This is a genomic window from Streptomyces sp. KM273126 (assembly GCF_004337435.2).
Lineage (GTDB): Bacteria > Actinomycetota > Actinomycetes > Streptomycetales > Streptomycetaceae > Streptomyces > Streptomyces acidicola.
This window is the reverse complement of record NZ_SJXB02000002.1, coordinates 1,472,891-1,487,574: the sequence shown is the minus strand read 5'-3', so window position 1 is coordinate 1,487,574 and position 14,684 is coordinate 1,472,891. Positions and strand designations below refer to the sequence as shown.

General features: G+C 71.1%; 13 protein-coding genes. 3 read left to right on the top strand and 10 right to left on the bottom strand.

The window, feature by feature from the left end; translation table 11 throughout:
* Window positions 1-52: 52 nt before the first annotated feature.
* From tkt to E0500_RS37145, 7 genes are all read right to left on the bottom strand, one after another.
* Window positions 53-2,152 carry a transketolase gene (tkt, locus tag E0500_RS37175; RefSeq protein WP_181587358.1) on the bottom strand — a complete coding sequence of 700 codons (2,100 nt, stop codon included), beginning with the start codon at window positions 2,150-2,152 and terminating at the stop codon, window positions 53-55.
* A 118-nt stretch (window positions 2,153-2,270) separates the two neighbouring features.
* Window positions 2,271-3,146, bottom strand: a complete 876-nt coding sequence (locus tag E0500_RS37170; protein WP_131564352.1) for a phosphogluconate dehydrogenase C-terminal domain-containing protein — start codon at window positions 3,144-3,146, stop codon at window positions 2,271-2,273.
* A complete protein-coding gene (locus E0500_RS37165) occupies window positions 3,146-3,946 on the bottom strand; it encodes a sugar phosphate isomerase/epimerase (RefSeq protein WP_131564350.1) in 801 nt (266 codons plus the stop codon). The genes E0500_RS37170 and E0500_RS37165 overlap by 1 nt, the downstream gene beginning before the upstream one ends.
* On the bottom strand, window positions 3,946-4,722 hold the full coding sequence (locus E0500_RS37160; protein ID WP_131564348.1) for a triose-phosphate isomerase family protein: 777 nt from the start codon (window positions 4,720-4,722) through the stop codon (window positions 3,946-3,948). Before E0500_RS37160 ends, E0500_RS37165 begins: the two co-directional genes overlap by 1 nt.
* A complete protein-coding gene (locus E0500_RS37155) occupies window positions 4,722-5,222 on the bottom strand; it encodes a ribose-5-phosphate isomerase (RefSeq protein WP_131564346.1) in 501 nt (166 codons plus the stop codon). The genes E0500_RS37160 and E0500_RS37155 overlap by 1 nt, the downstream gene beginning before the upstream one ends.
* An 11-nt stretch (window positions 5,223-5,233) precedes the next feature.
* On the bottom strand, window positions 5,234-6,970 hold the full coding sequence (locus tag E0500_RS37150; protein ID WP_131564345.1) for a dihydroxyacetone kinase family protein: 1,737 nt from the start codon (window positions 6,968-6,970) through the stop codon (window positions 5,234-5,236).
* Entirely contained in the window at window positions 6,967-8,334 is a 1,368-nt protein-coding gene (locus E0500_RS37145) for an MFS transporter (RefSeq protein WP_131564343.1), read from the bottom strand. Before E0500_RS37145 ends, E0500_RS37150 begins: the two co-directional genes overlap by 4 nt.
* Window positions 8,335-8,567: 233 nt before the next feature.
* Between E0500_RS37145 and E0500_RS37140 the strand changes: the two genes are divergently transcribed.
* From E0500_RS37140 to E0500_RS37130, 3 genes are all read left to right on the top strand, one after another.
* Entirely contained in the window at window positions 8,568-9,335 is a 768-nt protein-coding gene (locus tag E0500_RS37140; RefSeq protein ID WP_131564341.1) for a FadR/GntR family transcriptional regulator, read from the top strand.
* A gap of 120 nt (window positions 9,336-9,455) precedes the next feature.
* On the top strand, window positions 9,456-10,469 hold the full coding sequence (locus E0500_RS37135) for a hypothetical protein (RefSeq protein WP_131564339.1): 1,014 nt from the start codon (window positions 9,456-9,458) through the stop codon (window positions 10,467-10,469).
* A gap of 114 nt (window positions 10,470-10,583) precedes the next feature.
* Window positions 10,584-11,909: an MFS transporter gene (locus E0500_RS37130; RefSeq protein WP_131564337.1), complete on the top strand. Its 1,326-nt coding sequence runs from the start codon at window positions 10,584-10,586 to the stop codon at window positions 11,907-11,909.
* Here E0500_RS37130 and E0500_RS37125 read toward each other — a convergent pair.
* The 3 genes from E0500_RS37125 to E0500_RS37115 all read right to left on the bottom strand — a co-directional run bounded on the left by E0500_RS37125 (window position 11,871) and on the right by E0500_RS37115 (window position 14,394).
* On the bottom strand, window positions 11,871-12,716 hold the full coding sequence (locus E0500_RS37125; RefSeq protein WP_131564335.1) for a spermidine synthase: 846 nt from the start codon (window positions 12,714-12,716) through the stop codon (window positions 11,871-11,873). The genes E0500_RS37130 and E0500_RS37125 overlap by 39 nt on opposite strands.
* 115 nt (window positions 12,717-12,831) lie before the next feature.
* Window positions 12,832-14,022: an elongation factor Tu gene (gene tuf / locus E0500_RS37120; RefSeq protein WP_131564333.1), complete on the bottom strand. Its 1,191-nt coding sequence runs from the start codon at window positions 14,020-14,022 to the stop codon at window positions 12,832-12,834.
* Window positions 14,023-14,148: 126 nt separating this feature from the next.
* Window positions 14,149-14,394, bottom strand: a complete 246-nt coding sequence (locus E0500_RS37115; protein ID WP_131564331.1) for a hypothetical protein — start codon at window positions 14,392-14,394, stop codon at window positions 14,149-14,151.
* Between the last annotated feature and the right edge of the window lie 290 nt (window positions 14,395-14,684).

Genomic DNA, 14,684 nt, shown 5'->3' with positions numbered 1-14,684 from the left:
GCCGTCCCGGCAGCCACACACGGGCCGGCCCGTGCCACGGCCGCCTCAATCGTCAGGAGCCCTGGGCGGCGGTGAGGGATTCCTGGGCGGCCGCCGTGATGTTGTCGGCAGTGAAGCCGAACTCGTGGAAGAGGACCTTGCCGTCGGCCGAAGCGCCGAAGTGCTCCAGCGAAACGATGCGGCCCGCGTCCCCGACGTAACGGTGCCAGGTCAGTCCGATCCCGGCCTCGACCGCCACCCGCGCGGTGACGGCCGGCGGCAGGACGCTGTCCCGGTACCCCTGGTCCTGCTCCTCGAACCACTCCACCGACGGCATGGACACCACCCGCGTCGGCACCCCCGCCGCCTGGAGCTGCTCACGCGCAGAGACGGCCAGGTGCACCTCGGAGCCGGTCGCGATCAGGATGACCTGAGGTCCGGTGCTCTGCCCGGCGGCGGTTTCGGCGTCGAAGAGGACGTAACCGCCCTTCGCCGTGCCCTCGTTGGGCTCGTACACCGGCACGCCCTGACGGGTCAGCGCCAGACCGTGCGGGGCGCCCTTGCCGAACTCCTTGGTGTACCGGCGGAGGATCTCCCGCCAGGCGATGACCGTCTCGTTCGCATCCGCCGGACGCACCACGTTCAGGCCCGGGATGGCGCGCAGCGAGGCGAGGTGCTCGACGGGCTGGTGGGTGGGGCCGTCCTCGCCCAGGCCGATGGAGTCGTGCGTCCACACATACGTCACCGGCAGATGCATCAGCGCCGACAGGCGCACCGCGTTGCGCATGTAGTCGGAGAACACCAGGAACGTGCCGCCGTAGATGCGGGTGTGGCCGTGCAGGGCGATCCCGTTCATCTGAGCGGCCATCGCGTGCTCACGGATACCGAAGTGGATCGTCCGCCCGTAGGGGTCCGCCTCCGGCAGCGGGTTGCCGGCCGGGAGGAACGAGGACGTCTTGTCGATGGTGGTGTTGTTGGAGCCGGCGAGGTCGGCGGAGCCGCCCCACAGCTCCGGGATCACCGCGCCGAGCGCCTGCAGGACCTTGCCCGACGCGGCACGCGTGGCAACACCCTTGCCCGGCTCGAACACCGGCAGCCGCTCCTCCCACCCCTCGGGCAGTTCACCGGAGCTGATCCGGTCGAACTCCGCCGCACGGCCGGGGTGGTTGGTGCGCCATTCCTGGAGCTGCTTCTCCCACTGGGCACGCACCTCACGGCCGCGTTCGCCCAGCTCACGGGTGTGGGCGAGGACCTCGTCCGCGACCTCGAAGTGCCGTTCGGGATCGAAGCCCAGGACGCGCTTGGTGGCCGCGACCTCCTCCTCACCCAGAGCGGAGCCGTGCGCGGCCTCGGTGTTCTGCGCGTTCGGAGCGGGCCAGGCGATGATCGACCGCATCGCGATGAACGACGGCCGGTCCGTGACCGCCTTCGCCTCCTCGACCGCCGCGAACAGCGCGGCCACATCGAGGTCACCGTCCGGCTTCGGCTCCACCCGCTGCACATGCCAGCCATACGCCTCATACCGGCCCACGACGTCCTCGGACACGGCCGTCTCGGTGTCGCCCTCGATCGAGATGTGGTTGTCGTCCCACAGCAGGACCAGATTGCCCAGCCTCTGATGCCCGGCCAGCGAGGACGCCTCCGCGGAGATCCCCTCCTGCAGACAGCCGTCCCCCGCGACCACGAACACGTGGTGGTCGAACGGCGAGGCACCCGGCGCGGCGTCCGGATCGAACAGGCCCCGCTCGTACCGGGCGGCCATCGCCATACCCACCGCGTTCGCCACCCCCTGCCCCAACGGGCCGGTCGTGGTCTCCACACCCGCCGTGTGCCCGTACTCCGGATGCCCCGGCGTCTTCGAACCCCACGTACGGAAGGCCTTCAGATCATCCAGCTCCAGCCCGAAACCGCCCAGGAACAACTGGGTGTACAGCGTCAGCGACGAGTGCCCCGCGGACAGCACGAACCGGTCACGGCCCGCCCACTGCGGATCAGCGGGATCATGCCGCATCACCTTCTGGAACAAGGTGTACGCGGCGGGCGCAAGGCTCATCGCCGTACCCGGATGGCCGTTACCGACCCTCTGGACGGCATCGGCGGCCAAAACGCGGGCAGTATCGACGGCCCGCGTGTCCAACTCGGTCCACACGAGATCGGACAGGGCGGAAGGCATGGGTCTCCTTGGGGCGACGGCCGGGAGCGGAGCCTGCGGCCGGTTGCGGTGCGGGTTCACGGCCGGGTCCGTGCCCCTCGGGCGGGGAGGAAGAGCACGGACCCCGGAAGGGGGCAGGTCAGCGCTTGATTTCCTTGATCTTCAGCATGCGCGTGATGACCTTGTCGAGTTCGTCGTCCTCGAAGACCTTCTTCCAGTCGTCGCGCACGATGGACTCACGGCCGTAGTCCATGGCGATCAGACAGGCGTCCGAGAACGGGTTGGAGCCCTTGAGGGTGTTGGCCAGGGCAACCTGGGTGTGTCCGAGGAGCATGGCGCGGGCGGCCTTCTCCGGTACGCCGACGGTGTGCACGGTCTCGTGCAGGGCCTCGGTCAGGAGGGCGCCGACCATGCAGGCGATGGTCTCGACGAGGGTCGGCTCCAGGACGGCGAGCTGCTTGACGGTCACCCAGTGGACGTCGACGACGGGCGCGTACATCACGCGGATGACGGAGTCGGCCAGCTCCTGCTTGGCGTCGTCCCCGCCCTCGTACGCGGCGACGACCTCCTGCGGGGCGGCGATGCCGCCGAAGGTGTCCTGCCACTCCTCCTTGGTGGTGCGCTCCAGGAACACCGACGGGTGGCAGGGGTGGGCGCAGGCGTAGTGGATGTCGTCGCGGGCGAACAGCAGTCCGGCGTAGGCGGCGGCCGGGTCGAGGGTGAGGACGATCGTGCCCGGCTTCATCAGGGGCACGAGTTCCTCGGAGACCTTGCCGAGGACGACGTCGGGGACGGCGAGGATGACCACGTCGGCCTCGGCGGCCGCGGCGGCCGACTCGGTCAGCTCGCGGCCGAGGCCGCGGATGAGTTCCTGACCCTTGGGCGAGGCCTCGCTGAAGAGCACCCGGAAGTCGCTCTTGACCAGGTTGTTGGAGACACGCTGGCCCATCTTGCCTGCGGCCCCGATGACAGCGACGGTCTTGGCGTCGGCCTGGGTCTGGATCTCGGTGGCCATTACTCGCTCCTCAAAAGGGTGTTGATGCTGTGTTGCGTCCACTGGTGTTCGAGCCGGGCGGTGGCGTCGAAGCCCTCGTCCTGCCACGGGAGCCAGTGCTCCACGATCTGGTTGATGCCGCGTTCCTCGGGCCGGACGGCGGCGATCATGGCGTCGTAGTCCAGGAGGCCCTGGCCGAGCGGGCAGCCGGCGTAGGTGAAGCCGACCCAGCCGTCGCGCCGGGTGAAGGCGAAGTCCTTGACGTGGATGTTGACCACGTACGGCGCGGTGGCGTTCACGACGTCCGTCGGGCGTTCCAGCCGGGCGACGCTGTTGCCGGGGTCCAGGACAACGCCGAGATGCTCGCTGTCGACCCCTCGTACGACAGCCAGCAGGTCGTCGGTGGCGACTTGCTCGTAGGTCTCCAGGCCCAGCGTGACGCCGGCGGCGGCGTAGCGGGGTACGGACTCCTTGAGCAGGGCGACCGCCTCGGCCGGATCCGGCTGGTGGTCGGCCGTGTTGAGCATGGAGCGGACCAGCGTGACGCCCAGTTCCTCCGCCAGGTGCAGATAGGTGCGGAGGTGCTCGGTGCGTACGCCCCGGGTGCCGAGCTCAAGGCGCAGTCCGAGGTCGTGCGCGGTGGCGCGGACGTCGGCGAGCTGGGCCGAGTCGTAGGACTCGATGGGGAGGTAGTCGCAGATCTGGAAGACCTGGCCGCCGAGCCGTGCGGTGTCGCGCAGCATGTCGGTGAGGTCCATCGGCCGCGGCGCGCGCCGGGAGATGCGCCAGAAGTAGGCGTAGGTGCTGATGCCGTAGGCCATCACGCCACCTCCGCGGGTGCCGGGGTACGGATCTCGTCCAGGATGGCCGCGACGTTCGCGGGGTCGTGGGCGAACCGGCCGAGGAAGAGGCCTTCCGCCGTGCCCGCGAGCCGGGTGAGCAGGCCGGGGCCCGCGCTGCCGCCGTAGATGACCGTCGAACCGGTGTGCTGGGGGCGGCTGTCGAGCCACTCCCGCAGGGCGGTGCAGACGGTCCCGATGTGCTCGGTGGAGGCGGGCTGGGGCGCGCCGATGGCCCACTGCGGTTCGTAGGCGAGGACCACGGTGCCGTCGAGGCCGTGCAGCAGGCGGGCGGTCTCGGCGACCGTGCGTTCGGCTGCCTCCTGCGGCGTGCCCCGGTCGCTTTCGCCGACGCACAGGACCGGGGTGAGGCCGTTGCGCAGGGCGGCGGCCGTCTTGGCGGCGACGACCGTGTCGTCCTCGCCGTACAGGCGGCGGCGTTCGGCGTGGCCGACCTCGGCGTAGCGGCAGCCGATCTCCTTCAGGGAGGGGCCGCCGACCTCTCCGGTGTAGGGACCGGTGTCCTCGGTGGCGATGTCCTGGGCGCCGACGGAGATCCCGTACGGGTTGAGGATGCCGCCCGCGGGGACGAGGGCCGGGAAGGCCGGAAGGACGAACAGACGGGCGGCGCCGGAGGTGACGGCGGAGTGGTCACGAGCCAGGTCGGCCACCTTGCGCGCCCAGTTGAGGGTCTGGTGGTGGCCGAAGTACATCTTCAGGCTCACCCCCAGCAGGACGGGTGCTGCGGGGCCGGACATCAGGCGGCTGCCCCGGTCTCGGCAGCGCTCTCGGTGTTCTCGGAGTTCTCGTAGTCGCACATCAGCTGGACCTTGTCGGCCGACGGGGAGGTCTCGTCGAAGCGGTAGGTGAGCCACTCGGCGGCCAGTCGGCGGGCGAGTTCGAGGCCGATGACGCGCTGGCCGAAGGTCAGGATCTGCGCGTTGTTGGAGAGGATCGCGCGTTCGACGGAGAAGGAGTCATGGGCGGTGACGGCGCGGATGCCCTTGACCTTGTTGGCGGCTATCGCGACGCCGAGGCCGGTGCCGCACACCAGCAGGGCTCGGTCGGCCTCCCCGCGGGCCACCATTTCGGCGGCGGCGATGGCGATCCTGGGGTAGGCGGTGTGGCCGTCGGCGTCGACGCCGACATCGGTGACCTCGGCGACGAGGGAGCTGCTCTGCAGGTCCTGCTTGAGGGCTTCCTTGTACTGGTGGCCGGCGTCGTCGGATCCGACGACGATGCGAAGCTTGTCGGTCATTTCGGCTTTCCTCAGTGGTGGTCGAGCAGGACGCCGTGGACGGCGCGGGCGATGAGGGCGAGCGAGTGGGCTCCCGCGTCGGGGGTGCCGAGGGACTTCTCGGCGTGCGGGCGGGCCCGGCCCTTGCGGGGCAGGAGGTCGGCGGTGGCGGCGGCCGCGGTTTCGGCAGCGGTGGCGGCGCGGTCCCAGGCCTCGGTCAGCGGGGTTCCGGTGGCCGTGGCGGCGGTGAGCGTGTCGGCGAAGGGCACGAGGACGTCCACCATCGTCTTGTCGCCGACCTCGGCGCCGCCGAGGCGGCGTACGCCGGCGGAGGCCTGCGCGACGCCGTCGGCGACGCGGGTGGCGGTGGGGGCGTCCCGGTCGCCGAGGGCGGTGCCGAGGGCACGCAGCATGGTGCCCCACAGGGCGCCGGAGGTGCCGCCCGCCTCGTCGGCCCAGGCGTCGGCGGCCCGGGCGAGGACCGTGCCGGCTCCCGCGCCCTGTGCGTGGGCGCCGGCGGCGGCCTGCCGGGCGGCGGTGGAACCGCGTTGCATGCCGATGCCGTGGTCGCCGTCGCCGGCGACGGCGTCGATGCGGCCCAGTTCCTCGGCATGGGTGTCGATGATGTCGGCCACCGTGTTCAGCACCGCGAGGACGGTGGCGGCGGCCCCCCGGGAGTCGTCCGACGCCTCGGGGACGACGGTGTCGTCGGTGTCCTCGGCCACGGAGGCGTTGCCCACGCCCGGCGCCTCGGGAGCGTCAAGAGAGCCCTTGCGGTAGGCGGGGGCGTCGGCCGGAGCGCGCCACAGCCGCTCCAGGTAGTCGTCCAGCCAGGTCAGGGTGAGGGAGACACCTGCCATGTCGAAGCTGGTGACGAGTTCGCCGACCTCCGGTTCGACGATGTCGACGCCGGCCTCGCCGAGGAGTTCGGCGACCTTGCGGTAGACGACGAAGAGTTCCTCGTACTTGACCGAGCCGAGCCCGTTGAGGATGACCGCGGCGCGCTGTCCCTCCGGGCGTTCGACGCCCTCGGGCAGTTCCCCGAGCAGGGAGGTGACCAGCAGGCGGGCGGCCTCGTCTGCGGTGGGCAGGGCGTCCTCGCCGATGCCGGGTTCGCCGTGGATGCCGAGGCCGACCGCCATCCGGGCCTCGGGGACGGTGAACAGGGGGTGGTCGGCGCCCGGGAGGGTGCAGCCGGAGAAGGCGATGCCGAAGGAACGGGTGCGGGCGTTGGCATGCCCGGCGACGGCCAGCACCTCGTCCAGCGGCAGGCCCTGCTCGGCCGCGGCAGCGGCAGCCTTGAAGACGGGAAGGTCGCCGGCGATGCCACGCCGCTTGGCGGACTCCTCCGGAGCCGCGCTGGAGATGTCGTCGGTGACGGCGAACGTACGGGCCTCGATGCCGTCGGCGGTCAGGCGCTCGGCGGCCTGGCCGAAGTGGAGGACGTCACCGGCGTAGTTGCCGTACATCAGCAGGACGCCGGCTCCCCCGTGGGCGGCGCGGGCCACGGAGCCGATCCGCCCGGCGGAGGGCGAGGCGAAGACGTTGCCGACGGCGGCTCCGTGGGCCAGGCCGCGGCCGACCAGACCGGAGAAGGCCGGGTAGTGGCCCGAGCCGCCGCCGATGACCACGGCGACCTGCCCGGCCGGGGTGGCCCCGGCCCGGACGACCCCGCCGGTGACCGGGCGGACCCGGTCACGGTGGGCCGCGGCGAAGCCTTCGAGTGCCTCGTCGGCGAAGGCCGCGGGGTCGTTGAACAAGCGGGTCATCGAACGGTCTCCATCTGCTGGTGCTCGGTTCCGGAGGCCGGTTCGGCGGTGTGGCCGCGGGCGGAGAGCCAGATCATCAGGACGGCCGACAGCAGCATGAAGAAGCCGACCATGTAGAGCGGTGCGTAGTAGGTGCCGGTCCAGTCCTTGAGCCAGCCGGTGATGTAACTGGCTGCGAATCCGGCGACGTTGCCCATGGTGTTGATGAGGGCGATACCGGCTGCCGCGGCCGCTCCGGTGAGGAAACGGGAGGGTACCGACCAGAAGACGGGCAGGGCGGCGAAGATGGAGCAGGCGGTCACGGTGATGACGGCGACGGTGGCGGCCGGGGAGCCCATGTAGAGGGCGACCGGGATGCTCAGGCCACCGACGACGGCCGGGCCGGCGATGTGCCAGGTGCGGGTGCCGTGGCGGGTGGCGTGCCGGGTCCAGAAGAACAGCACGATGGCCGCGGGCAGGTAGGGGATGGCGGTGATCCAGGCCTTGTCCATCACGCTGAACGTGGTGTCGTACTGCTCCTGGAAGCCGCTGATGATCGTCGGCAGGAAGTAGGCGAGCGCGTACAGGCCGTAGACGAAGCCGAAGTACACCAGCGCGAGGACCCAGACGCGACCGCTGCTCAGGGCGGTCTTGAGGTCACCCTTGGCGTGCTTGCCGTCGTTGCCGGTCTTGTGCGCGTTCTCCGCGGCCAGCTCGTTCGTCAGCCAGTCACGCTCGGCCGGGGTGAGCCACTTGGCGTCTGCGGGCTTGTCGATCAGGTAGAACCAGGCGACGACGCCCAGGACGATCGCGGGCAGCGAGACGAACAGGAACATCACGCGCCAGCCCTCGAGGCCGAACAGTCCATGGTGCCCGATGAGCCAGCCGGCCAGCGGGGCGCCGAACACGGTGGTGAGGGGCTGGGCCAGGTAGAACAGGCCGAGGATCTTGGTGCGGTGGCGGGAGGGCACCCACTGGCTGAGGAACAGGATGGCGCCGGGGAAGAACCCGGCCTCGGCCACGCCCAGAAGGAAGCGCAGGGTGTAGAGCTCGCCGCTGCTGTTCACCCAGGTGAAGAGCAGGGAGACGATGCCCCAGGTCACCATGATCCGGGCCAGCCAGCGCCGGGCTCCGTAGCGGTGCAGGGCCATGTTGCTGGGGACCTCGAGCACGATGTAGCCGAGGAAGAAGATCCCGGACGCGAAACCGAACTGCGCGGCCGTCAGGGCGAGGTCCTCCCCCATCCCGTTCGGTTCGGCGAACGAGACGGCCGTGCGGTCCAGGTAGTTCACGAAGAACATCAGTGCCACGAACGGCACGAGGCGGACTGAGATCTTCTTGATGGCAGTTCTCTCGACTGCCGTGGATGGCGCGTCGGCGACCATGGCGACTCCTCGGCTCGCCCGGACAACTCCGTCCGGGGTGGGTGCTCCGGCGGCTCGCGTCAGGGCGCGGTCGGCCGGTTCGATGTCACGCTAGGCGCCAGATCTAAATTGGTCACCAATTTACCGGTGTGGCGACGATCATAGACACGACACCGCCCCAACTCTTGACAAACCCGACCCATAGGACTGATGAACTGGCTGGTCAAACTCGCGAGAACCCATCTGGTTGACTGGTGACCGTGACCAGTCAGCCTGATCAGCAGCCCTCCGGCGCCACCTCCGACCTCGCGCAGCTCCTGCGTCCCGTTGTCCGCGAGTCCTCGGTCAGCGAGGTCGCCAAGCGCCTGCTCGACCATCTGTCGGCCGGCGACATCAGCCCCGGCACCCGGCTGCCCGCCGAGCGTCAGCTCGCCGAGGCTCTCGGTGTGGCGCGTTCCAGTGTGCGCGGTGCCCTGTCGGCCCTGGACGTGCTCGGCATCATCGAGATCCGCCCCGGATCCGGCTCGTACGTACGTGAGGGCACCTCGGAGTTTCTGCCCCGCGCGATCAACTGGGGCTTGATGCTGGGCCAGCGCCGGACCCAGGACCTGGTCGAGGTGCGCACCTACATGGAGGCGGTCTCGGCCCGGCTGGCCGCCGAGCGGGCGACGGACGAGGATCTGGCGCTCCTGGAAACGCACCTTCAGCACATGCACGCGGCCGCCGGCGACGCGAAAGCCTTCATCGACGCGGACATCGACTTCCACCTGGAAACGGCCCGTATCGCCCGTAACAGCGTACTCAGCGACATCCTGCACAGCATTCGCGCGCTGCTGCAGGTGTGGATGGAGCGCGTCAGCGACATCGAGGGGACCGTCAGCGGCACCCTGTGCGAGCACGAGGCGGTGCTGCAGGCCATCCGCGCCCGCGACCCCGAGGCGGCGGACCGGGCCATGGCCGAGCACATGCGCATGGCCAGTGCCCGGCTCCGCGCCTCCATGACCGACGAAGCACCGGCATGACGCGCACCCCTCGCCGCGGACGTCCCGCCCCGGGGCGGAGCCGGCGCTGCCCCGGTACAGGGCTGACGTAGGGACGGTACCGAAACGTGTTGCGGGCGACAGGGCCTAAGGTGACTGCCCATGTGGCCAGGACAGCAGCAGCCGCCCGGGGGCGAGCACCACCCGCAGGACCAGAACCCGTACCAGCAGCCGGGTTACCAGCAGCCCAACCCGTACCAGCAACCTGGGTACCAGCAGCCCAGCCCGTACGCGCAACAGCAGTGGGGCACGCAGTCGCCGACGGGTGCCCCGCAGCCACCGAGCGGTGACGCGGGCGGTGACGGGAACAAGACGAAGATCACCGCCATCGTGGCGGCCACGGCTGTCGTGATCGCGGCCGGGGTGACCGGCTTCCTCGTCCTCGGCGGCGACAAGGAGGAGAAGGCCAAGGGCGACAACGGCAAGGAGACGCCACCGGCGAGCGCTCCGGCCGAGCCGCGCGCCTCCACGTCCGCCTCCGACGACAGCACGGACGACTCGCGCAGCGCCGAGGGGGAGAAGCCGACCGTCCCGGGCTGGAAGGTCGTCATCAACCCGAAGTACGGCACGGCGTTCGACGTCCCCGCCGACTGGGAAGTCGGCACCCCGGGCAGGATCACCGGCTTCGAGTGGAAGGAAAACGGCGAGAGGGGCCAGATCAGCGTCAGCTCCCCCGCCTACCTGAAACCCACCTGGTGCACGAGCGAGGACGACGACGGCGCCAAGAACGAGACGGCGCTGGCCATCACCGGGACGAGCGGCGACAACGGCGCCAGTTCCACGGACGAGGCGGCCGAGAACCGGGTGCCGCTGTATGTGTACGGCGGCTACACACAGCCGGACACGAAGAGCATCACGTACACCAGGGCGAAGTCGTACACCACGAAGTCAGGCCTCACCGGCAGTCTCGCCACGGCCTACTCGGCCAACACACCGCACGAGGGCAAGTGCGACAGCGACGGAAAGGCCATCACCTTCGCGTTCAAGAACGGCTCGGGCGATTTCGTGGCCTGGAGCCTGTTCGGCGCCAAGGGCGTCGACGGGGAGATCCCGGAGGCCACGGTCCAGAAGATCCTGAGCACGGTGCGCCTCGCCGAGGGCGAACCCGATCGGTGAGCGCTCCGCCCCGAGCCGCGCTCGGGCCTCGGTCGGCCGGAAGCCGGGCGCTCCCGCCGACCGAGGCCGAAAACATGTTTGGCAAGCGGGCGCCACGGCGGCGATAGTCGCTCGGTGACCTCACCCGCCGCCTCCCGCCTCCGCCCCGCCTGGGCGGGCCGCAACTACACCCTGCTGACCGCCGCCGCGGTCGTCACCAACCTGGGCAGCCACGGCGCCCTGATCGCCGCGGCGTTCGCGGTCCTGGAAACGGGTGGCGACGGTGGTGACGTCGGCCTGGTCGCGGCGGCGCGGACGCTGCCGCTGGTGCTGTTCCTGCTGATCGGCGGCGCCGTCGCGGACCGCATCCCCCGGCACCACGTCATGGTCGCGGCGAACACCCTCAACTTCCTCTCTCAGGGCGCCTTCGCGGTGCTCATCCTGGCCGGCGAGCCGCAGTTGTGGCAGATGATGCTGCTGTCGGCCCTCGGCGGCACCGGGCAGGCGTTCTTCAATCCGGCGGCCGAGGGCATGCTGATGGCCTCGGTCACAGGTGAGCAGGCGGGCCGCGCCTTCGCCCTGTTCCGGTTCGCGTCGCAGGGCGCGACGCTGAGCGGCGCGGCCCTCGGCGGCGTGATGGTGGCCGTGGTCGGGCCCGGCTGGGTGCTGGCGCTGGACGCGGCGGCGTTCGCGGTCGCCGCGGCGATGCGCTCCTTCCTCGATGTGAGCCACATCCCGCCGCGCGAACCGGGAGGCGGCCTGCTCGCCGATCTCCGGGACGGCTGGCGGGAGTTCACCGGCCGTACCTGGCTGTGGGCGATCGTCGTCCAGTTCTCCCTGGTGAACGCGGTCGTCTCCGCGGCCGACGCGGTCTACGGGCCCCAGGTCGCCCGGGACAGTCTGGGCGGGGCGGGACCATGGGGCCTGGCACTGGCCCTGTACGGGGCGGGCATGGCGGCCGGTGCGCTGCTGATGACCCGCTGGAAACCGCGCCGGCTGCTCCTCGTGGGCATCGTGTGCGTCTTCCCCTTCGCCCTGCCGTCCGCCGCGCTCGCCGTGCCCGTGCCGGTCACCCTGCTGTGCGTGGCGATGTTCGTGAGCGGTCTGTCGATCGAGGTGTTCGGCGTCTCATGGATGACCGCATTGCACCAGGAGATCCCGGAGGAGAAGCTGTCCCGCGTCTCCGCGTACGACTGGTTCGGTTCCGTGTCGGTCGTACCCATCGCCACGGCGCTCGCGGGCCCGGCGGAGGGCGCCTTCGGGCGGTCGGGCGCCCTGTGGGGCTGTGCGGCGCTGGTCGTGGTGGCGACGGCGGCGGTGCTGTGCGTGCGGGACGTACGGAATCTGACGCGGCGCAGCAAGCCGGTGGCCCAGGGAGCGCCGGACGGTGGGTCCGGGCCGGAGCCCGCCTCGGCCGGCGGCTCAGCCGATACTGAAGGCCCCGTCGGGCGGCTCGGGTGACGGTACGGCGTCCTCTTCGCGCACGGGCGTGGCGCCGCCGATGAGGTCGCGCAGCGCCCGGCCGTGCTCCACCCGCGCCGGGAAGGCGTCGGCGGCGGTGCGGCGGATGAGCGCGGTGGTGTCGAGCGGGTGGTGGGCGGCGAGGAGCACGGCGTTGCCGAAGCGACGGCCGCGCAGCACGGCAGGCTCGGCGATCAGCACGAGTTCCTCGAACACCGCGGCGAACGTGGCGAGTTGGGATACGAGAAAGGCGAACGGCGCCGCGTCGGCGAGGTTGGCCAGGTAGACGCCGTCGGTGCGCAGCACCCGCTCGGCGGCGCGCGCGTACGCCACGGTCGTCAGGTGCGCCGGGACGCGAGAGCCGCCGAAGACGTCCGCGACCAGGACGTCCACGGAGTCGGCCGGGGCGCTTTCGAGCCATTCCCGGGCGTCCGCGCCGTGCGCCGTGATCCCGTGGCCGTCGGGCAGGGGCAGGTGCTCGACGACGAGGTCCAACAGCCCGCGGTCGAACTCCACCACGTGCTGCCGCGAGCCCGGCCGGGTCGCCGCGACGTACCTCGGCAGGGTGAGTGCTCCCCCGCCGAGGTGCAGCACGTCGAGCGCCCGCCCCGGCGCGGCGACCGTGTCCAGCACGTGCCCCAGCCGCCGCGCGTACTCGAACTCCAGATGCGTGGGCGCGTCCAGGTCGACGTACGACTGCGGCGCCCCGTCCACCGTCAGCAGCCAGGCCCGCTTCCGGTCGACGTCCGGCATGAGCCTGGCGGTCCCCAGGTCGGTGACGCGGGTGACGGGTATGGGTTCGGTCACGGGTCCATTGTGCCGGTACAGGGTCACGATGGGCCGCGCCCGCAAGGGGCGCGGGGAACTGCGCGACCAGCCACAACGGACCCGCAGTCCCCCACACACACGACAACCGCCCCCTTCAGTGGACCGAAGTCACCGTCCCCGCACCAACAGTCCGCCCGCCCTCACGGATGGCGAACCCGAGCCCGGCCTCCAGAGGCACGTCACGTCCCAGTTCCACCGTCATCGTGACGGTGTCACCGGGCCGCGCGACCGCCACCTCACCGAGGTCGACGTCACCCACCACATCCGCGGTGCGGATGTAGAACTGCGGCCGGTACCCCGTGGCAACGGGCGTCGTACGCCCGCCCTCGCGCGTCGACAGCACATACACCTGCGCCGTGAAGCGCCGACGCGGTACGACACTGCCGGGCGCCGCCACGACATGCCCGCGCCGGACGGAACCCCTCGCCACCCCGCGGAGCAGCAGCGCCACGTTGTCCCCGGCCTGGGCCTCCTCCATGGGCTTGCCGAAGGTCTCCAGCCCGGTGACCACGCTCTCCAGCTCGGCGCCGAGCACGTCGACCCGGTCGCCGACGCGGATCGTGCCCCGCTCGACGGCACCGGTGACGACCGTGCCGCGACCGGTGATCGTGAGCACGTTCTCGACCGGCAGCAGGAACGGCGCGTCCAGGTACCGCTCGGGGATGGGTACGTACGTGTCCACCGCGTCGAGCAGCGCCTCGATGGACGCCGTCCAACGAGGGTCGCCCTCCAGGGCCTTGAGGCCGGAGACCCGTACGACGGGTACCGAGTCGCCCCCGTACCCGTGCGCGGTGAGCAGTTCCCGGACCTCCAGCTCCACGAGGTCGGTGAGCACCGTGTCCTCGCCGTCGTCGACGGCGTCGGCCTTGTTGAGCGCCACCACGATGTGGTTCACGCCCACCTGCCGGGCGAGCAGCACGTGTTCGGCGGTCTGCGGCATGATCCCGTCGAGCGCGGAGACGACGAGGATCGCCCCGTCGAGTTGCGCGGCGCCGGTGACCATGTTCTTGACGTAGTCGGCGTGGCCGGGCATGTCGACGTGCGCGTAGTGCCGGGTGTCGGTCTCGTACTCGACGTGCGCGATGTTGATGGTGATCCCGCGCGCGGCCTCCTCCGGGGCGCGGTCGATGCGGTCGAACGGCACGAACCGGGTGCCGGCGCCGGCGCCGCGCTCGGCGAGGACCTTGGTGATGGCGGCGGTCAGGGTGGTCTTGCCGTGGTCGACGTGACCCATCGTGCCGATGTTCAGGTGCGGTTTCGTGCGGACGTAAGCCGTCTTGGGCATGGCGGTACCTCGAAGCCTCTCAGTGATGCTGAGTGAAGGCCCCGGCGCGGGAACGCGGCCGGAACGGGGACCCCGAGGACTTGCCGACCCTCCCCCTGCGGGGTCCGCCGGACGATCCGGGGAGGGTCAGCTTCGGGCGCCGTCCGGGGCGGCCGCGACGATCAGAAGGGCAGCCTTCGGGGCATCCGCGACGGGCGCGGATGCTGCGAGGACGAAGGCGTGCCGGAACATGCCGTCGATCATCGCCGACCCGGCCGTCCGCGTCGAATGGTTTTCGGTGGAGGTGGCGCCTGTCGGGGTGGCCCGTGGTGGGGGTGGTTCTTGGGGGAGGTGGTGCTTGGCGAAGGCGAGTTGGGACGAGAGATGCTTCACATGAACGCTGGGTCGTCTTCTCCGTGGCGCTCTCCGTAGCGGTGGTGCCCACGCACCAGCAGGAGCGGCGGCGCGCGCCACGAACCGCGGTGGCCTCGCTTCGGGACGCGCGGGGGATTTCAGAGCACCGTCCGCGCCAGGCCGGGGTCATCGGACCTGCTCAGGCCCGGTGATCCCGTGACGTCCCGCGGACCCGCGCCCCTGGCGGCGTCCCGCTCCCGGTCGTCCGCGGGTGCGGTGCGCGCCGGCGGTTCGCGTCAGCGCGACGCCCGCGGGGCGACCGTACGGCA